Source organism: Amycolatopsis eburnea, assembly GCF_003937945.1.
Taxonomy (GTDB): domain Bacteria; phylum Actinomycetota; class Actinomycetes; order Mycobacteriales; family Pseudonocardiaceae; genus Amycolatopsis; species Amycolatopsis eburnea.
Genome location: NZ_RSEC01000032.1, coordinates 332735 through 351382 on the forward strand (window position 1 = coordinate 332735; position 18648 = coordinate 351382).

General features: G+C 71.1%; 20 protein-coding genes and 1 pseudogene. 13 read left to right on the top strand and 8 right to left on the bottom strand.

Features of this window, described 5'->3' with window-relative positions; translation table 11 throughout:
* Positions 1 to 28: 28 nt before the first annotated feature.
* The 3 genes from EIY87_RS09415 to EIY87_RS09425 are packed head-to-tail and all read left to right on the top strand — an operon-like array spanning position 29 to position 1727.
* The gene (locus EIY87_RS09415; RefSeq protein WP_225439793.1) at positions 29 to 358 is read left to right on the top strand and encodes a hypothetical protein; all 330 of its coding nucleotides are present in this window, start codon (positions 29 to 31) and stop codon (positions 356 to 358) included.
* A complete protein-coding gene (locus tag EIY87_RS09420; RefSeq protein ID WP_125307273.1) occupies positions 358 to 888 on the top strand; it encodes a DUF6879 family protein in 531 nt (176 codons plus the stop codon). The genes EIY87_RS09415 and EIY87_RS09420 overlap by 1 nt, the downstream gene beginning before the upstream one ends.
* A complete protein-coding gene (locus tag EIY87_RS09425; RefSeq protein WP_125307274.1) occupies positions 885 to 1727 on the top strand; it encodes a helix-turn-helix domain-containing protein in 843 nt (280 codons plus the stop codon). The genes EIY87_RS09420 and EIY87_RS09425 overlap by 4 nt, the downstream gene beginning before the upstream one ends.
* Here the strand turns inward: EIY87_RS09425 and EIY87_RS09430 are convergent.
* A complete protein-coding gene (locus EIY87_RS09430) occupies positions 1634 to 2029 on the bottom strand; it encodes a hypothetical protein (protein ID WP_125307275.1) in 396 nt (131 codons plus the stop codon). The genes EIY87_RS09425 and EIY87_RS09430 overlap by 94 nt on opposite strands.
* Positions 2030 to 2121: 92 nt before the next feature.
* Between EIY87_RS09430 and EIY87_RS09435 the strand changes: the two are divergent.
* Positions 2122 to 2889: pseudogene (locus EIY87_RS09435) on the top strand (dicarboxylate/amino acid:cation symporter); the annotation flags it as partial.
* A 65-nt stretch (positions 2890 to 2954) separates the two neighbouring features.
* Here the strand turns inward: EIY87_RS09435 and EIY87_RS09440 are convergent.
* Positions 2955 to 3689, bottom strand: a complete 735-nt coding sequence (locus tag EIY87_RS09440; RefSeq protein ID WP_125307276.1) for a hypothetical protein — start codon at positions 3687 to 3689, stop codon at positions 2955 to 2957.
* Positions 3690 to 3818: 129 nt separating this feature from the next.
* Here EIY87_RS09440 and EIY87_RS09445 point away from each other — a divergent pair, with 129 nt between their 5' ends.
* From EIY87_RS09445 to EIY87_RS09475, 7 genes are all read left to right on the top strand, one after another.
* A complete protein-coding gene (locus EIY87_RS09445; protein ID WP_163046922.1) occupies positions 3819 to 4094 on the top strand; it encodes an SAV_915 family protein in 276 nt (91 codons plus the stop codon).
* A gap of 106 nt (positions 4095 to 4200) precedes the next feature.
* Positions 4201 to 5994 carry an acetyl/propionyl/methylcrotonyl-CoA carboxylase subunit alpha gene (locus EIY87_RS09450; protein WP_125307278.1) on the top strand — a complete coding sequence of 598 codons (1794 nt, stop codon included), beginning with the start codon at positions 4201 to 4203 and terminating at the stop codon, positions 5992 to 5994.
* 58 nt (positions 5995 to 6052) lie between these two features.
* The gene (locus tag EIY87_RS09455) at positions 6053 to 6595 is read left to right on the top strand and encodes a DUF1707 SHOCT-like domain-containing protein (protein ID WP_125307279.1); all 543 of its coding nucleotides are present in this window, start codon (positions 6053 to 6055) and stop codon (positions 6593 to 6595) included.
* 7 nt (positions 6596 to 6602) lie between these two features.
* A complete protein-coding gene (locus tag EIY87_RS09460) occupies positions 6603 to 6989 on the top strand; it encodes a DUF1707 SHOCT-like domain-containing protein (protein WP_125307280.1) in 387 nt (128 codons plus the stop codon).
* A gap of 73 nt (positions 6990 to 7062) precedes the next feature.
* On the top strand, positions 7063 to 8082 hold the full coding sequence (locus EIY87_RS09465; protein ID WP_125307281.1) for a hypothetical protein: 1020 nt from the start codon (positions 7063 to 7065) through the stop codon (positions 8080 to 8082).
* Positions 8083 to 8163: 81 nt separating this feature from the next.
* Positions 8164 to 9177, top strand: coding sequence for a hypothetical protein (locus EIY87_RS09470; protein ID WP_125307282.1), 1014 nt, complete (start codon positions 8164 to 8166; stop codon positions 9175 to 9177).
* 57 nt (positions 9178 to 9234) lie between these two features.
* On the top strand, positions 9235 to 9765 hold the full coding sequence (locus EIY87_RS09475; RefSeq protein ID WP_125307283.1) for a GNAT family N-acetyltransferase: 531 nt from the start codon (positions 9235 to 9237) through the stop codon (positions 9763 to 9765).
* A 439-nt stretch (positions 9766 to 10204) separates the two neighbouring features.
* Here EIY87_RS09475 and EIY87_RS09480 read toward each other — a convergent pair whose 3' ends face one another.
* The gene (locus EIY87_RS09480; protein ID WP_125307284.1) at positions 10205 to 11938 is read right to left on the bottom strand and encodes a glycerol-3-phosphate dehydrogenase/oxidase; all 1734 of its coding nucleotides are present in this window, start codon (positions 11936 to 11938) and stop codon (positions 10205 to 10207) included.
* A gap of 235 nt (positions 11939 to 12173) precedes the next feature.
* Here EIY87_RS09480 and EIY87_RS09485 point away from each other — a divergent pair, with 235 nt between their 5' ends.
* Together EIY87_RS09485 and glpK are read left to right on the top strand one after the other, a co-directional pair.
* A complete protein-coding gene (locus EIY87_RS09485; protein WP_191984023.1) occupies positions 12174 to 12923 on the top strand; it encodes an MIP/aquaporin family protein in 750 nt (249 codons plus the stop codon).
* A gap of 31 nt (positions 12924 to 12954) precedes the next feature.
* Positions 12955 to 14469 carry a glycerol kinase GlpK gene (gene glpK / locus EIY87_RS09490; RefSeq protein WP_125307285.1) on the top strand — a complete coding sequence of 505 codons (1515 nt, stop codon included), beginning with the start codon at positions 12955 to 12957 and terminating at the stop codon, positions 14467 to 14469.
* Between the two features lie 53 nt (positions 14470 to 14522).
* Here glpK and EIY87_RS09495 read toward each other — a convergent pair whose 3' ends face one another.
* From EIY87_RS09495 to EIY87_RS09515, 5 genes are all read right to left on the bottom strand, one after another.
* On the bottom strand, positions 14523 to 15326 hold the full coding sequence (locus EIY87_RS09495; RefSeq protein ID WP_125307286.1) for a VOC family protein: 804 nt from the start codon (positions 15324 to 15326) through the stop codon (positions 14523 to 14525).
* An 86-nt stretch (positions 15327 to 15412) separates the two neighbouring features.
* Positions 15413 to 16048, bottom strand: coding sequence for a class F sortase (locus EIY87_RS09500; protein ID WP_125307287.1), 636 nt, complete (start codon positions 16046 to 16048; stop codon positions 15413 to 15415).
* 81 nt (positions 16049 to 16129) lie between these two features.
* Entirely contained in the window at positions 16130 to 16615 is a 486-nt protein-coding gene (locus tag EIY87_RS09505; protein ID WP_125307288.1) for a hypothetical protein, read from the bottom strand.
* A gap of 85 nt (positions 16616 to 16700) precedes the next feature.
* Positions 16701 to 17150 carry a hypothetical protein gene (locus tag EIY87_RS09510; RefSeq protein ID WP_125307498.1) on the bottom strand — a complete coding sequence of 150 codons (450 nt, stop codon included), beginning with the start codon at positions 17148 to 17150 and terminating at the stop codon, positions 16701 to 16703.
* A gap of 71 nt (positions 17151 to 17221) precedes the next feature.
* On the bottom strand, positions 17222 to 18622 hold the full coding sequence (locus EIY87_RS09515) for an NAD(P)H-quinone dehydrogenase (protein WP_125307289.1): 1401 nt from the start codon (positions 18620 to 18622) through the stop codon (positions 17222 to 17224).
* Positions 18623 to 18648: the final 26 nt, after the last annotated feature.

Here is an 18648-nt window from a genome sequence, read left to right on the forward strand (position 1 = left end):
GGAGGCTCCGACGCACCAAGGAGGCAACATGTCGCAAGATGCCAAGATGGTCTTCGTGGGTACCAGCTCCGGAGGTGGCGGCTGCCCGACGATCTTCGTCACCCGCCGCGGCACGCTCGTCGTCCAGGGAACGACGGTCACCGACCCCGTCGCGCTCGAAGAGATGCGGGCGCGGGGCAACGGGCTGCCGGCGTACGAGTCGGCCGTCGAGATCCCCGCAGCGCTGCTGCCGTTCATCGACGTCGAGGCGCTCCAGAAGCTGGCCTTCTCCAACGAGGACCGGCCCGACTTCCTCGTTGACCCGGCGTCCGCGGCGAAGCTGCAGCAGCTCGCCGACGCCGTGGCGAGCGGTCGCTGATGGCGTGGGTCAAGCCGGGCGCCGAGTTCGCCGAGCTGCTCGCGAGCTTCGAACGGTCAGCGTGGCGTTGGGAATGCCAGGGCACCTACCGGGAGCCTGACGAGCGCGAGCCGTTGCAGGCGTGGCGGAACGGTCGACCCGACTACAGCTTCATGGACCCGTGGCTCGACCAGATCCGGCGGCAGCGCGCCGAGGGCAAGCGGTTCGAGCGGGTGCGGTTGCTGACCGACCCGCCGACCGAGTACCTGCGCTGGCTGTTCGGGTTCACGCACCTGAATGTCGACGCGGGCGAGGACATTCGGTGGATCGGCGAGCGCCAGGCCCGCGAGCTCGACGCGCCCTCATACGACTTCTACCTGCTCGACGACCTCAAAGTCGCGGTACTTCACTTCGACGAGAACGGCGTTTCCGGCGCCGAGCTGACCGACCACCCCGATACTGTCGCCGAACATCGCCGGTGGCGCGACCGGGTCTGGCCGGTCGCGGTACCCCATGACATGCAGTTCGAGCCCACGACGAGGAGCCCGTGACCGATTCGACCCGGCTACTGCAGTTCGCCGACCGGCTATGTCAGCTCGGCAAGGCTGCCGGCCTGCGCAACCGCGATCTCGCCGAGCGCACCGGATGGCAAACGTCGAAGGTCTCGCGCCTGGAGAACGGGCTGCAGCAGCTCAGCGAGAAAGATCATCCTGTCTGGTGCGACGCCGTAGGCGTCTCGGACGAGGTGGCTGCGGAGCTGCTCGCCGAGATGAAAGCGATCCGGCTCGACGAGGCCCGCTGGAAGGCCCGGCTGCGCGCAGCCGGGCACGAAGGCGCGCAGGTCCAGTTCGGCGAGGCCGAGCGCAAGGCGAAGGTGATCCTGAACTTCGAGACCGGCATGGTCAATGGCCTGCTGCAGACCGAGGCGTACGCCCGCGCGATGTTCACGAAGATGGCGTCGCTCAAGGGCGAAGGTGGCGACATCGACGCCGCGGTCGCCGCGCGGATGGCCCGGCAGGGGATCCTGTACGTCGAGGGCAAGAAGATCGTCCTCCTGACGTGCGAGGCCGCGCTGCGCGAGCCGATCGTGCCCCCGGCTGCAATGGCCGTCCAGCTCGACCGCCTGGTCGCCGCGACGGCCCAGTCGAACGTCCAGTTCGGCATCGTGCCGCTCGGCGTGGAGCTGCCGTTCACCCCGCTGCACGGCTTCTGGATCCTCGACGACCTGCTCAACGTCGAGCTGCTGCACACCGAGGTGAACACCCGCGACCCGGCCGACGTCGAGCTGTACCGGGGCTACCTCGACGCGATGTGGGAGGTCGCCGCCAAGGGCGACGAGGCGCGGGCGCTGCTGCTCGCGGTCCTCAGCGACGTCCGCGGCCGCGAGTAGGCCGGCCGCGCGGCCTGGCGCGCGCACCAGGCGACGTACTCGCGGTGCCACGTCGTCCAGGTCTCGACGTTCGCGGAGTTGAGCCAGGCGATGTACTCGCGGGCCCACCTGTCGTGGGCGCGCCAGGACAACCGCACCAGCGCGACGAGCACGATCTGCGCCACGATGAGGATCGGCCCGGCCCACCCGTGCTCAGTGGTCTTGGCGAGCGTCAGAACGACGACCGCGGCCGCGACGAACAGCACCCGCGCGGCGGCGTGAGCGAACGTCTCACCAAGGTGTGAAGCGGTAGTGTCGGGCATCGGGAGCGCCGCCTCTCAGTAGAGGATATTGGGCTCCGTTCGCTCATCAACCACCAGCGAGATCGTGGGGTTGTACGCCGCTTCGCTGCGGCATAGTCCAGCGCTACCTCGGCTGGATCGTCCGGCTGGCCCCGATCGGCATCGTCGGCCTGATCGGCGCGGCCGTCTCCAACTACGGCGACGCGCTGTTCCGGCCGCTGTTCTCCGCCACGCTCGCGGTGTACGTCGGCTGCCTGGTCGTGCTGTTCGTCGTCTACCCGATCCTGCTGCGGTTCGTGGCGAAGGTCAGCCCGCTGAAGTTCTTCGCCAAGGCGGGCACGGCGATCCAGTTCGCGTTCGCCTCGCAGTCCTCGGCCGCGACGCTGCCGCTGACCCGCCAGTCCGCGGTCAACCTCGGCGTCCAGCCGGCGTACGCGGCCTTCGCGACCCCGCTCGGCAGCGCGACCAAGATGGACGGCTGCGCGGCGGTCTTCCCGGCGATCGCGGCGATCTTCGTCGCCAACCTGGCCGGGGTGTCGCTGAACTTCTGGCAGTACGTGGGCATCGTCGTGGTCGCCGTGGTCGGCGCGCTGGCGACGGCCGGGACCACCGGCTGGCTGACGGCGTTCACGCTGACGACGTCGTTCATCGGCCTCGACGCCAAGCAGGTGGCGATCGGCCTGGCGCTGATCTACTCGGTCAACCCGATCATGGACATGATGCGCACGGCGACGAACGTGGCCGGCCAGATCACCGTTCCCGTGATCGTGGCGCGCGGCGAAGGCCTCCTCGACGACGAGGTCCTCAACGCCCCCACCGACACCCCGCTCCACAGCGACGACGGCACCTCCGCCCGCCACACGGAACCCGCCCCCGCCTGACCCGCAAAGGCCGTGAAGGCCTCCTTACCGGCCGTTAAAGCCGGTAAGGAGGCCTTCACGGCTTTTCAGGACGTCGGGCAGGGGCGGAGGTCGGCGCGGGTGAGGCGGATGTCCGGCCAGCCGCGCAGGTCCGAGGGCGCGGTGTAGCGGCGGGTGCAGCCGACCGACTTGCCCGCCAGGTCGTACACCTCGCCCAGCACCGGCGACGCCTCGCACTTCGGGGTGCCGGACGCCGCGCCGGGGCAGTCGTGGCGGACCACGATCACGTCCGCGCGGCCGTCGGCGGTGACGTCGTAGAGCGACAGCGTCCCGGCGTCCGCGTAGTACGGCTTGCCCGGATCCCGCCACACTCCCCCGCTGCCGACCAGCAGCTCGCCGTACGCGGCCGTGCCGTCCTCGCTGTCGTCGCCGACGTCGCCGCGGACCAGGCACGCCGGGGCCGCGCCGTCGACGCAGCGCAGCGAGTCCTGGTCCAGCCGGACGCCCAGCTGCGCGATCGCCAGCTCGAACACCGTGCCCGGCTCGGGCCCGACGCGCAGCCGCGCCGAGCCGCCCGAGGAGTCGGTCAGCAGCACCACCGGCGTGCCCCCGACGGCGACCGCCGCGAGCTGGCGGCACGGACCGCCGCCGCAGGTCACCGCGGGTGCCACCGGCGCCGCCGCGGGTTCGGCCGCGCCCGAGGGCGCTTCGGGCCGCGGGCGCAGCGCGAACACGGCGCCGATCGCGCCCAGCGTCACCACCGCGGCCAGCACCGCCGTGAGCAGCGCCGACCGGGGCGTCCGCGCTGCCGTAGTCCGCATAAGACAGAGCGTAAGCCGGTTCGCGACGGTGTGTGGGCGACGCCCGGGCCGATGTGGCTGAAATCCCCCGTGGGTCCACCCGATCGGTGAGGTACCGGCTCGCGCTGCGTGTCCGTCTATGTTGTCCCGGTGACCAACCCGAACCTGCCCCCCGCCCTGTACCTGCCCACCGGCCCGGCCAGCGCCGAGACCGAAGGCGCGTCGATCGAGCTGCGCCGGACACCGGACGGGCGCACCGCGCTGGTCGCGTTCACCGCGCTGGACCGGCTGATCGACTGCTGCGGCGAACACCAGCCGTGGGTGCTGGTGAACACCGAGCACCTGGCGAAGGTGCACGCGGCGAACCCGTACGACGTCATCGTGCTCGACTCGCCGCTGCCGCAGGAGCTGCGCCACCACGTCTGAGCGTGGTTCACCTCTCACTCAACTGACTCGCGACGTCATATCCGTAGACTCCCCGGTACCGCGTGGGCGGTCAGCAATGCAGCTGTCGGGACGCAGGAGGTGCGGGGTGGCCGAGCAGGTCGGCGAATCCACCGGTGGTCCGGTGACCAAGATCCTGGTCGCCAACCGGGGCGAGATCGCGGTACGCGTGATCAGAGCGGCCAAGGACGCCGGTCTGGCCAGCGTCGCGGTGTACGCCGACCCGGATCGCGACGCACCGCACGTCCGCCTCGCGGATGAAGCCTTCGCGCTCGGCGGGACCACGGCCGCCGAGAGCTACCTGAACTTCGACAAGCTCCTGGACGCCGCCAAGCGCTCGGGCGCCGACTCGGTGCACCCGGGCTACGGCTTCCTCTCCGAAAACGCGGACTTCGCCCAGGCCGTCCTCGACGCCGGGCTGACCTGGATCGGGCCGAGCCCGCAGGCCATCCGCGACCTCGGCGACAAGGTCACCGCGCGCCACATCGCGATGCGCGCGGGCGCGCCGCTGGTGCCGGGCACCAAGGAGCCGGTGCAGGACGCCGCCGAGATCGTCGCGTTCGCCGACGAGCACGGCCTGCCGGTGGCCATCAAGGCCGCGTTCGGCGGCGGCGGCCGCGGCCTCAAGGTCGCGCGCACCCGCGAAGAGATCCCCGAGCTGTTCGAGTCGGCCACCCGCGAGGCGGTCGCCGCGTTCGGCCGCGGCGAGTGCTTCGTCGAGCGCTACCTGGACAAGCCGCGCCACGTCGAGGCGCAGGTGCTGGCCGACATGCACGGCAACGCGATCGTCGTCGGCACCCGCGACTGCTCGCTGCAGCGGCGGCACCAGAAGCTCGTCGAGGAGGCGCCCGCGCCGTTCCTGAGCGACGAGCAGCGGGCGCGCATCCACGAGTCGGCGAAGGCGATCTGCAAGGAAGCCGGGTACTACGGCGCCGGCACGGTCGAGTACCTCGTCGCCACCGACGGCACGATCTCCTTCCTTGAGGTCAACACGCGCCTGCAGGTCGAGCACCCGGTGTCGGAGGAAACCACCGGGCTCGACCTCGTCCGCGAGATGTTCCGCATCGCGCGCGGCGAGAAGCTGCGGATCACCGAAGACCCCGAGCCGCGCGGGCACTCCATCGAGTTCCGCATCAACGGCGAGGACGCCGGCCGCGGCTTCCTGCCCGCGCCGGGCACGGTGACCAAGTTCGTCGCGCCGAGCGGCCCCGGCATCCGCGTCGACTCCGGTGTCGAGTCCGGCAGCGTCATCGGCGGGCAGTTCGACTCGATGCTGGCCAAGCTGATCGTCACCGGGTCGGACCGGAACAACGCCCTGGAGCGCAGCCGCCGCGCCCTCGACGAGATGGTCGTCGAAGGCATGGCGACGGTGCTGCCGTTCGACCGGGTGATCGTGAACGACCCGGCGTTCATCGGCGACGAGAACGGCTTCAGCGTGCACACGCGCTGGATCGAGACGGAGTTCGACAACAAGATCGAGCCGTTCGTGGCGCCGGACGTCGAAACCGCCGAAGAAGAGCCGCGGCAGAACGTCGTGGTCGAGGTCGGTGGGCGGCGCCTGGAGGTGTCGCTGCCGGGCGGGTTCGCGCTCGAAGGCGGCGGCGGGGGCGGCACCGCCGTCAAGGCGAAGCCGCGCAAGCGGGCCGGGGGCACCAAGGCCGCGGTCAGCGGCGACGCCGTCACCGCGCCGATGCAGGGCACCATCGTCAAGGTCGCCGTCGAAGAAGGCCAGTCGGTCGAAGCCGGTGAGCTGATCGTCGTCCTCGAGGCGATGAAGATGGAAAACCCGGTCACCGCGCACAAAGCGGGCACCGTGACCGGCCTGTCGGTCGAGGTGGGCGCCGCCGTGACGCAGGGCACGCAGCTGCTCGAGATCAAGTAGGGCAGTTCGTTACGGATGTCGTGGTGGGCCGCCCCCGAGGCGGCCTACCATCGACTACGTGACCGAAGTCCCGTCTCCGCAGCTGCGGATCAGCGACCAGAACCGCGAGTCCGCGCTGTCCGCGCTCGGTGAGCACATGAGCGCGGGGCGGATCGACATCGACGAGTACGGCGAGCGCTCGGCGCGGATCACCGCGGCCAAGACGCGCGGCGAGCTCGTCGAGATCTTCGCGGACCTGCCCGCGCCGCACCCCCAGTACGAAGAGGTCCAGCAGGCCGTCGCGGCGCCGGAGCCCGCCGCCGCGCCCGTGCCCGCGAGTCCGCGGACGCCCGACAACTGGTCGCCGCCGCAGCGGTTCCTCGCCGCGATCGTGCCGCTGGCCTTCATCGCCGCGATCGCGCTGATCGCCACGGGCACGCTGGCCTGGCCGATCATCTTCGTCCCGATCGGGCTGACCGTGTTCGGCAAGTCGATGTGGGGCCACGACTGGAACCACGACCAGAACCACCGCGACCGCCACGACCGGCACTTGCGCGACCGGGAGCGCCGGCGCGAGCTGCGCGACTCGTTCCGCGAGCACCGGCGCGGCCTGGACCGCTGAGCCCGCCGTGAGCGACATGCGGTTGAGCGACGCCGAACGCCAGGACGCCCTGGACGTCCTCGAAGAGCACGTCCGCAGCGGCCGCCTCGACATCGACGAGTACGGGTCCCGGTCCGCGAAGGTCACCGCGGCCAAACGGGTCAGCGAGCTCGTCCCGCTGTTCGACGACCTGCCGTCGCCGCGGCCGAGCGCGTTGCTGAACGGCGCTGCCGCCCCGGTGGCGGCCCCTCCCGGCGAGAACGCGCTGTCCCAGTTCCTGACGCGCAGCGCGGTGCCGATCGCGATCGTGCTGGCGATCGCGGTGCTGATCCTTTCACGCGGCCGGCTGCTGATCATCTCGGTCGCGCTGCCGCTCGTGGTGGCGGCGCTCGCGCGGGTCCGCCGCCCGCGCTGATCTCCCCCTCCCCGGCAACCGAACCGCCGCACCGGGCGTGGTGGGGGTGCAGGTCGGGGACAAGGGAGAGACGATGAAACGCAAGTTCTGGGGGCGGGTCGTGGCGCCCGTCGTGGCCGCGCTTTCCGTGGCGGCGCTGGCGCAGCCCGCCGACGCCGCGATCCGGATCGGGTGGCGGCCGACGGTCCTGCCGCTGCCGTCCGGCGGGGGCACCGGCGTCCTGACCGGATCGGACGGCAAGGGCGAATACACCGGCACGTTCGACGTGAACGGCGTGCAGACGGTCGTCAGCTGGCGCAACGGGCAGCCGGTGGTGCGGGGCGTGCCGAGCGGGTACGAGGCGGCGCTCGCCGCGGACGAGAACCCGTCCGGCGTGGTGGCCGGCACGGCGCACGACTACGACACCTTCGTCAGCCGGGCGTTCACGCTGGACGCGACCGGGTTCCACCTGCGGGACGTCCCGGCGGGCTACGACTACGTCTACGGCGTCGCGATCAACGCCCGCGGCGACCTGCTCGGCCGGGCCACGCAGTTCGGCAGCGACGGCGCCGAGGCCACGGTGCTGTGGCGCGCGGACGGCAGCGCGCCGGTGCTCATCCCGAAGACGCCGGACACGTACTACGCGCGCGACCTCGACGAGGACGGCACGATCCTGTTCGACTCGGGCAACCGCTCGGGGCTGTGGAAGGACGGCGTTCTCCGGTACCTCTCGCCGGAGCCGTCCCTCCAGGCCTGGGGCCACGCGATCCGCAACGGCGTCGTGGTCGGGACGGCGATCCGGGGCGGCGTCGAGCAGGCGGTGCGCTGGTCCTCCGCGACGAGCCCGTGGGTCGCGCTGCCGGGCGGCGGGCGCGCGCTGAGCGTCAACAAGGCGGGCCTGACGGCCGGGCTGGTGCCGAACCCGTCGGGGCCGGTCATCGTCGGCAACGCGATCGTGTGGCGCACCACGACCCCGGGCGAGGTCCGCGCACCGAGCGGCTACTCGAAGTTCGAGGCCCGGGTGGCGGCGGACGACGGCTCACTGGCGGGCTTCGCGGCGAACAGCGCGGGGGACTCGTACGGCGTGCCGGTGGTGTGGCGCCTGACCCCTTGATCGGAATTACTCCGTTCGCCGCGCAACATCCCCCCGTCCGGACCGATGAACCCGGTGCGGTCGGGGGGAAACGGAGAATCGATGAGCAGCAAGTCCTGGGTGCGCGCGCTCGCACCCGCCGTCGCCGTGGTCGCGGCGGTGACGCTGGCGCAGCCCGCCGGCGCGCTGGGGATCCGCATCCCGTGGCGCCCCACCGTCCTGCCGCTGCCGGCCGGCGGCGGCGACGGGTTCCTGACCGGGTCGAACGGGAAGGGCGAGTACACCGGCACGTTCGCGGTGAACGGCGTCCAGCAGGTGGTGAGCTGGCGCGGCGGGCAGCCGGTGGTGCGCGGGCTGCCAGCCGGGTACGAGCGCGCGGACGCGGTGGACGAGAACGCGGCCGGCACCGTGGTCGGCACCGCCTACGACTACGAGACGAAGACGAACCACGTGTTCGTCCTCGACTCGACCGGGTTCCACCTCAAGGAGAACCCGCCGACCTGGGAGAACCTGTACGCGGTCGCGGTCAACACCCGCGGCGACGTGCTGGCCAGGGCCAACCGCACCGGCCCGTACGCCGCCACGGTCGTGTGGCCGGCGGACGGCACCGCGCCGACGATCATCCCGTCGGGCAACGACACGTACTACGCCCGCGACCTCGACGACGACGGCACGGTCCTGTTCGACTCGGGAGCGACGTCGGCGCTGTGGAAGAACGGCGTGATCCGGCAGCTGTCCCCGAGCCCGGCGGCGTGGGCCGAGGCGCTGGCCATCCGCAACGGGGTCGTCGTCGGCAAGCGGTCCTGGGGCGGGGTCGAGCAGGCGGCCCGCTGGTCGACCCCCGACGCCACGGTCGGCCTGGAGGGCGGCGCGTCGGCGATCAGCATCAACCAGGCGGGCCTGACGGCGGGGCTGCTGCCCAACCCGTCGAGCTCGGCGTGGCCCGGCAACGCGACGGCGTGGCGGGGAACGGTCCCCGGCGAAGTCCAGCGCCCGGGCACGTACACGCAGTTCCAGGCCCGCCTCGCCGCGGACGACGGCTCGCTGGCCGGCTTCGCGACGAACGGCTCGGTGGACGCGGGCGGCGTGCCCGTGGTCTGGCACCTGACCCCCTGAGCCCGCGTGACGCCAGGCCGGGAGCGGCGTGCTCCCGGCCTGGCTAGGCTGGGCGGAGTGGAACCGGTGGAGATCAACGCGGGCACCTACTACCTGCGCCAGCTGCGCGCCGACCGGCACCTGGACGACCGCCCGCTGCTGATGGAGGCGTTCGCCGACCCGACGCACCGCAAGTACGTGCTGAACTACCGCCTGCGCACCCTCGACGAGGCCACGGAGTACGTGGCGCTGCGCGCGGCCCAGTGGGCGGGCGACGAGCGCTGTTCGTGGGCGATCGCCGAGCCGACATCCGGGCGCCTGCTGGGCGAGGTGGGCCTGCGCGAGCTGAACCTGGACGCGGCGTACGCGGAGGCGACGATCTGGGTGCACCCGGCGGAGCGCGGCAAGGGGATCGCGACAACGGCGCTGAGCGCGGCCCTGCGATTCGGCTTCGGCGGGCTGGGCCTGACCGAGGTGAGCTACCGGTACGAGGAGAGCAACGCGGCTTCGGCGATCGTCGCCGAGCGGTGCGGGTTCACGCGGCTGGGCCCGGAGGACGAACTCGCGCCGACGGGGGAACGCCTGATCCGCTGGCACCGGACGTCCTGACGACAGCCCCCGCCCCTCGGCGGTGCTGGGCGATCGCAGCTCGCTCAGGCTCAGCAACCGCGACGACACCACCGCCTGTGCCGGTGCGACCCGAACAGCTGCGGCAGCTCACCGGCCGACCTGGCGACAGCCCCCGCCACTCCCAGGGGGGCGGCCCCGAGGCCAGTCTATCGGCGCCCCCGGACGAAAGCCGCCTTCTCGCCGCCCCACCGCCGCCGTTGTCCACAACTCGCGGGGGCTGTGGACAAAGTCGCGCCGGCGAGCGGGTGACCGGCGGCAGAGTGCCTGGCCGTGTGGTCTGCAGCGGCAGCGCAGGGATGTCGTGAAAGGGTCGTTCATGTCGTCCGGCGAGGTGAACGACCCTTTCACGACATCGCGGACCGGCCGCACCGGCCCGACTCTGCCGAGGCCTGACTCGCGGGGGCTGTGGACAGACGACTCAGCTCACCGGCTCCACGATGCCGGCCCGCGCTTCCGGGGCCGCCGACCGCAGCGCGTCCGCGGCTTCGTCGTTCGGCTGGGACTGGGACTCGCGCTCCGCCTCGACCCGCGCGTTGTAGACCTCGATCTCGCGCCGCACCGTCTCGGGCGACCAGCCGAGGACCTCGCCGACCAGCGTCGCCACCTGCTCGGCGCAGTCCACGCCGCGGTGGGCGTACTCGATCGAGATGCGCGTCCGGCGGGCCAGGACGTCCTCCAGGTGCAGCGCCCCCTCGTGCGAAGCCGCGTACACGACCTCGACGCCCAGGTAGTCCGGGGCGTGTTCGATCGGCTTCAGCAGCTCCGGGCGGCCGTTCGCCGCCGCGAGGACCTCGTTGACCAGGGAGCCGTAGCGGTCCAGCAGGTGCCGGACGCGGTACGGGTGCAGGCCGTGCTCGGCGGCCACGTGATCGGCCTGGTTGACCAGCGCGTGGTAGCCGTCCGCGCCGAGGAGGGGCACCTTGTCGGTGATCGACGGCTGCGAGCGGCCCGGCAGGTCGACCGCGGCCGCGTCGACCGCGTCCGCCGCCATCACCCGGTACGTCGTGTACTTGCCGCCCGCGATCGCCACCAGGCCCGGGGCCACCCGCGCCACCGCGTGCTCGCGTGACAGCTTCGACGTCTCTTCGCTCTCCCCCGCGAGCAACGGGCGCAGGCCCGCGTACACGCCTTCGATGTCGTCGTGCGTCAACGGCGTCGCCAGCACGCTGTTGACGTGCTCCAGCAGGTAGTCGATGTCGTGCTTCGTCGCCGCCGGGTGGGCGAGGTCGAGGTTCCAGTCCGTGTCCGTCGTGCCCACGATCCAGTGGTTGCGCCACGGGATCACGAACAGCACCGACTTCTCGGTGCGCAGGATCATCCCCGACTCCGAGACGATCCGGTCGCGCGGCACGACGATGTGCACGCCCTTGCTGGCGCGCACGCGGAACCGCCCGCGGCCACCGGAGAGCCGCTGCAGCTCGTCGGTCCAGACGCCGGTGCAGTTGATCACCGCGGCCGCCGAAATCTCCGTCTCGCGGCCGTCTTCGACGTCCCGCACGCGCACGCCGGACACCCGGTCGGCCTCGCGCAGGAAGCCGACGACCTGCGTCGACGTCCGCACGACGGCGCCGTAGTGCGCCGCTGTCCTGGCCACCGTCATGGTGTGGCGGGCGTCGTCGGACTGGGCGTCGTAGTAGCGGATTCCCCCGATCAGGGCGGATCGCTTGAGCGCCGGCACCATCCGCAGCGCGCCCGCGCGGGTCAGGTGCTTCTGGCCGGGAACGCTGCGGGCGCCGCCCATCGTGTCGTACATCAGCAGGCCGGCCGCGGTGTACGGGCGTTCCCACACGCGGTGCGTCAGCGGGTAGAGGAAGCTCACCGGCTTCACCAGGTGGGGCGCGATCGTCGTCAGCATCAGCTCGCGTTCGCGGAGCGCTTCGCGGACCAGGCCGAACTCGAGCTGCTCCAGGTACCGCAGGCCGCCGTGGAAGAGCTTGCTCGACCGGCTCGACGTCCCCGACGCGAGATCGCGGGCCTCGACCAGCGCGACCCGCAGCCCGCGAGTGGCCGCGTCGAGCGCGGTACCGGCGCCGACCACGCCGCCGCCGATCACGACGAGGTCGAACGTCTCCTTGCCGAGGCGCTGCCACGTCTCTTCCCGCTTGACCGGGCCCAGTCGAGCCGGGTTCGTCTCCGCTGCGTGCTGCGCCACGTGACATTCCTCCTCGTGCCGGCGAGGCTTCCAGCATCGCACGACCCGGTGATCATCCGCCCGTCCACGGATGACACTTGTGGCGTAACCCTCCGCGATCTTGAAAAGATTCCGCTACCCGGTGCTTGGAATCCGCTTCTACGCCCCGGTAACGTCCCCCCGACGTGGGTCGGCAACGGTGCCGTGGCACGCCGTGATCGACCCTGCGCAGAGTGTCCAGTGTGGAGGTGCAGCGGTGAGTGCTGGGGCAATAATCGTCTGGGAACTACTGGGAACGGCCGCGCTGATCCTGCTCGGCAACGGTGTGGTCGCGAACCACGTGCTCCGGAAGAACAACGGCCACAACGCCGGCTTCCTGTTCATCAACTTCGGCTGGGCGTTCGCCGTCTTCACCGGCGCCAGCATCGCCGCGCCCAGTGGCGCGCACCTCAACCCGGCGGTGACCCTCGGGCTCGCCATCGCCGACAAGACGCCGTGGGGCGACGTGCCCTTCTACTTCATCGGCCAGATGGCCGGCGCCATCCTCGGCGCCGTGCTCTGCTGGGCCACCTACAAGCTGCAGTTCGACGACCACCCCGAGCCGGAGAACACGCTCGGCATCTTCTCCACCGCACCGCAGATCCCGAACACCGCGTGGAACCTCGTCACCGAGATCATCGGCACCTTCGTGCTGGTCGCGTGGATCCTGCTCAGCCCGGTCTTCGCGGCCGGCGACGGCGGCACGCCGAACTTCGGCAACTCGGCGCTCGGCTACGCGGGCGTCTCGTTCGTCGTCCTCGTGATCGGCACGTCGCTCGGCGGGCCGACGGGCTACGCCATCAACCCGGCCCGCGACCTCGGGCCGCGCATCGCGTACGCGTTCCTGCTGCCGATCAAGAACAAGGCCAACGCGAACTGGGGTTACTCGTGGATCCCGGTCGTCGGCCCGCTCGCCGGCGGCGCGCTGGCCGCGCTGGTCTACCTGCTCGTCCACAACCTGAAGTGATCGCCCGACCCACCGGATTCCTGGAGCGCACATGACTTCGTACGTAGCCGCGATCGACCAGGGCACCACGTCGACCCGGTGCATGATCTTCAACCACGAAGGCCGCGTGGTCTCGGTCGACCAGCGCGAGCACGAACAGATCTTCCCCAAGGCGGGCTGGGTCGAGCACAACGCCGAGGAGATCTGGGAGAACACGCGCCGGGTCGCCGCGGGCGCGCTGGCCAAGGCCGACCTGACCGCGAAGGACATCGCCGCCGTAGGCATCACCAACCAGCGCGAGACCGCGCTCGTCTGGGACAAGAAGACCGGCAAGCCGGTCTACAACGCGATCGTCTGGCAGGACACCCGCACCGACAAGATCGTCACCGAGCTCGGCAACCTCGGCGGCGGCCAGGAGCGCTACCGCGCCAAGGTCGGCCTCCCGCTCGCGACGTACTTCTCCGGGCCGAAGATCAAGTGGATCCTCGACAACGTCGAAGGCGCGCGCGAGAAGGCCGAAGCCGGTGACCTGATCTTCGGCAACATGGACACCTGGGTGCTGTGGAACATGACCGGCGGCGCCGACGGCGGGGTGCACGTCACCGACCCCACGAACGCGTCGCGCACCATGCTGATGGACCTCGACACCCTGCAGTGGGACGCCGAGATCGCCGGCGAGATGGGCATCCCCCTTTCGATGCTGCCGGAGATCCGTTCCTCCTCCGAGGAGTACGGCAAGGTCCGCGAGAAGGGCGCGCTCGCGGGCGTCCCGATCGCGGGCATCCTGGGCGACCAGCAGGCCGCGACGTTCGGCCAGGCCTGCCTCTCGCCCGGCGAGGCCAAGAACACCTACGGCACCGGCAACTTCATGCTGCTCAACACCGGCACCGAAAAGGTGATGTCGCAGAACGGGCTGCTCACCACGGTCTGCTACAAGATCGGCTCGAACGACACGGTGTACGCGCTGGAAGGCTCCGTCGCCGTCACCGGTTCGCTGGTGCAGTGGCTGCGCGACAACCTCGGCCTGATCACGACCGCGGCCGAGATCGAGGAGCACGCCCGCAGCGTCGAGGACAACGGCGGCGCGTATTTCGTCCCGGCGTTCTCGGGTCTGTTCGCTCCTTACTGGCGGTCCGACGCCCGCGGCGCGATCGTCGGCCTCACCCGGTTCGTCAACAAGGGCCACCTGGCCCGCGCGGTGCTGGAGGCGACGGCGTTCCAGTCGCGCGAGGTCATCGACGCGATGAACGCCGACTCCGGGGTGGCGCTCACCTCCCTCAAGGTCGACGGCGGCATGGTGGTCAACGAGCTGCTCATGCAGTTCCAGGCCGACATCCTCGGCGTGCCGGTGATCCGCCCGGTGGTCAACGAGACCACCGCGCTGGGCGCCGCGTACGCCGCCGGGCTGGCGGTCGGGTTCTGGAAGTCCGAAGACGACATCCGGACCAACTGGGCGCAGGACAAGCAGTGGGACCCGGAGATGGACGACTCCCGCCGCGAGCGCGAGTACCGGAACTGGAAGAAGGCCGTGACGAAGACCTTCGACTGGGTGTCCGACGAGGACTGAACCGCCCGGGCCGGGGGCGCGGTGACGCGCCTCCGGCCTGCTCGGTCAGGGACTCACTCCTCCCAGCCCTCCGGCTTGCCCGACTGCTCGTTCGGCGCGATCACCAGGAACGGCACGCCCTGGTCGTCCAGCACCCGCACCTGCCTGCCGTACGGCGAGTCGAACGGCTGGTCCAGCACCTGCCCGCCGAGTTCGACGACCTTCGCCGCGCTCGCGTCGGCGTCCGCCACCGAGAAGTACGCGGACCAGTTCGACGGCACCTCCGCCGGGACCGACGCCGGCAGCGCGCCCAGCCCGCCGACCGGGCGGCCGTCGAGCAGCAGGACCGCGTACGTGAAGTCGTCGTTCGACAGGTCCTGGAAGCCGTAGCCGAAGACCTGCTCGTAGAACGCCTTGGCCGCCGGGTAGTCGCGGCTCATGCACTCGTTCCAGGCCAGCGTGCCCGGCGCCGCCGTGACCTGGGTGCCGATGTGGTTGCCCGCTTCCCAGAGGCCGAAGACGGCGCCCGCCGGGTCGGCCGCCACCGCCATCCGGCCCTCCTTCATGACCTCCATGACCGGCATCACGACCTGGCCGCCGGCTTCGGTGATCGCCGCGACCGTCTTGTCCACATCGGACACCGCCAGGTACGTCGTCCACACCGCGGGCATCTCCTGGCCCGGCGGCGTCTGCCCGATGCCGGCGACGGGACGCCCGCGCAGCTCGGCCATGCCGTAGAAGCCGGTCTCTTCACCGCCCGTCCGCACGTCCCAGCCGAACAGGCCGCTGTAGAACGCCACCGCTTTCGCCTGGTCGGGCACCATCAGGTCCACCCAACTGGGCGTACCGTCCGGCCACCGCTCGTCCCGGAACACCATTTCGACTCCCAACCCTCGTGAACGCCGCCGGGGTGACGGCCGACACAGTCTGGCACCCACCACCGACAAAACCAGGGCCGAAGGACTCAGTGCCCGACGAGCTTCGCGTAGACGACGATGTTGTCGACGTAATTGCGCGCGGTCCGGTCGAAGACGCCGCCGCAGGTGATCAGGCGCAGTTCGGGGCCGGGGGTGTCGTCGTAGACGCCTTCGCCCTCGAAGTCCTTCTTCGGCACCTGGTGCACCTTCGTCACCTCGAAGACCGCCGTGGTGCCGTCCTCGCGGGCGATCGACACCCGATCGCCCGCGGCCAGCTCCTTGAGCCGGAAGAAGATGCCCTTCTGGTGGTTCCCGTCGACGTGCCCGAGCACGACGGCCGGTCCGGTTTCGCCGGGTGTCGGCGCGTAGGTGTACCAGCCGGCCTGCAGGGGTGTGGTCACCGGCGGTACCTCGATCGTGTTGTCGGCGTTGAGGCCGAGCGGGACCAGCGAGGAGTGCGCGCCGATCTTCGGGATGTCGATCGAGACGGGGGTGGACTTGGGCAGGGCGGCGTCCTGCTCGGCGGGTTCGGGCTGGACGGCGACCGGCCGCGCGGGCGGCGGCTGGGCGGTCGGCGGCTCGGAACCGCCGCTGAACACCAGCGCCACGACCACCAGCGCGGCCAGCAACGCGAGGACGAGGGCGATCAGGTAGCCCCGTCTGCTCGTGGTCCTCGTCGGCATGTTCTCCCCCGTGCTTCCTCGCTCGCGGTTCACACGTCCGGGTGGTCTCTTCGGTTGAGTCCCGACGGTACCCGGCCGCCGTCAGCGTCGGCGGGACCGCCGGGCGAGCACGAGACCGGTGCCGCCGAGCGCGAGCGCCCCCATGGCGGCCGCCGCCGCGAGCGGGGACCCCTCGGCCGTGCCATCACCCGTCTGCGGCGCACCCGCGGGGACCTTGACGACCTGCCTCCGCACCGGCAGGACTTCCAGGGTCGCGCTCGACGTTTCCGGGCCGCAGCGCAGCGTGACGGCGTACTTGCCGGGCTTGACGTCCTTGACCGTGCCGGTGGCCCACATCCCCTTGCCGAAGACGAGCGCCGCCGACCGCACGGTGACCTTCTCCGCGGGTTCGCGCGTCTGGCAGGCGAAGTCCAGCTTCACCCGTGCGCCCGGCTGCGCCTGGGCCGGGGACACCGTCAGCGGCCGGGTGATCCGCGAGGACGAGCCGTCCGGGGTCGCCAGGGCGGCGGACGGGGTGAGAACCAGGAAAGCGGCGGCGAAACCCGCGGCAACGGCTGTCTTCTTCATTCTTTTCTCCCCTGTGGGAATGAACGCGCTCCTCACCCCAAAAGACGCCTTCACCTGCGAAAGGGGCGGTTTCGAGAAAAGAAAATCAGCCCGCCATGCTGCCGTCGCCCGCTTTCGCGGCGCCGGAGGGCACCTTCGCCACCTGCGCGGCCGGCACCGTGAACTTCGTGGTGTACGTCTGGCCGCCGCAGGTGACGGTCAGCGGGTACTCGCCCGCGGCCGTGCCGGGCTTGAGGGTGGCGTCCGCGCTGATGTTGGCATCCGCGCCCATGAACGGGCCCGGGGTGTAGTTGGCGAAGTCCAGCACCGGCGACGCGAACTTCGGCGAAGCGCCCTCGCACTTGGCCAGCGCGACGTTCGGCGCGTCGCGGACGTACTTGTCCACGAGCGACTGGTTGATCGCGGTGTTGACGTTGAGCTGGACGCTGCCGGCCGGCGCGGGTGCCGCGGGACTGCCGCTCTGCGCCGTCGCGGGCGCCGCCAGCGCCGTCGCACCGATCACCGCTGCCGCAACGAAAACCACCGTCTTGCGCACCATCGCACCCTTCACGTCTTCAGCCTTACCACCGACAAGACGCGACAGGGCGCGACGGGTTGCCTACCGGTTCAGTCCAGATCGTCGTGGCGCATGAGCTGGCGCCCGGCCTCGGTGATCGAGCCCGACAGCGACGGGTACACCGAAAATGTCAGTGCCAGGTGGTCCACTGTGAGCTGGTTCTGGACGGCGAGCGCGATGGGAAGGATGAGCTCGCTCGCCTGCGGCGCCACGACGACTCCACCGACGACCACGCCGGTGGCGGGGCGGCAGAACAGCTTCACGAAGCCTCGGCGGAGGCCCTCCATCTTCGCGCGCGCGTTGGTGGCCAGGGGCAGCATGATGGTGCGCGCGGGCACCTCGCCGGAGTCGATCGCCTGCTGGCTGATGCCGACGGTGGCGATCTCCGGGTGGGTGAACACGTTGGCGGCGACGGTCTTGAGCTTGATCGGCGCGACGCCTTCGCCCAGCGCGTGCCACATCGCGATGCGGCCCTGCATGCTCGCCACCGAGGCCAGCATGAGCACGCCGGTGCAATCGCCGGCGGCGTAGATCCCGGGAACGGAGGTGCGCGAAACGCGGTCGACGGTGATGAACCCACCGGGGCCGGGTGCGATGCCGACCTTGTCGAGGCCGATGTCCTGGGTGTTCGGGATCGACCCGACGGTCATCAGCGCGTGGCTGGCTTCGATCACGCGGCCGTCGGCGAGGTGGATCTCGACGCCCTTGTCGGTGCGCTCGACGCGGTCCGCGCGCGCCTGCTTCGCCACGGTCGTGCCGCGCTGGGAGAAGACCTCTTCGAGCACCGCGGCGGCGTCGGCGTCCTCGTGCGGGAGGACGCGGTCGCGGCTGGAGACGACGGTGACCTTGACGCCCATCTCGGTGTAGGCGGACGCGAACTCGGCGCCGGTGACGCCCGAGCCGATCACGGCGAGGTGCTCCGGCAGCTCCTGGAGCTCGTAGAGCTGGCGCCAGTCGAGGATGCGCTCGCCGTCCGGCACCGCACCCGGCAGCACGCGCGGGGTGGCGCCGGTGGCGATCAGGACGACGTCGGCGGGCAGCTTCTCGGTGCCTTCGGACGTCGTCACGGCGACCTTGTGGGTCGCGAGGCCGGGCTCTTCGTCGCAGAAGCGCGCCTCACCCGCGATGACGCGGACGCCTTCGCGCTGGACGCGGGCGCGGATGTCGGCGGACTGCGCGAGCGCGAGGCCCTTCACGCGGCCGTGCACGGTCGGGAGGTCGATGCTGGTGTCGGCCAGGTCGGTGTTGATGCCGAGCTCACCGAGGTCGTGCATCTTCGCCAGCGCGCCGGAGCTCGCGATGAACGTCTTCGACGGGACGCAGTCGTAGAGCACGCAGGCGCCGCCCAGGCCGTCCCGCTCGACGATCGTGACGTCGGCGCCGTGCTGGGCCGCGACGAGCGCGGCTTCGTAGCCGGCCGGGCCCCCGCCCATGATCACGATCCTGGTCACCTGGGTCCTCCTCGATGTGCTCGTGT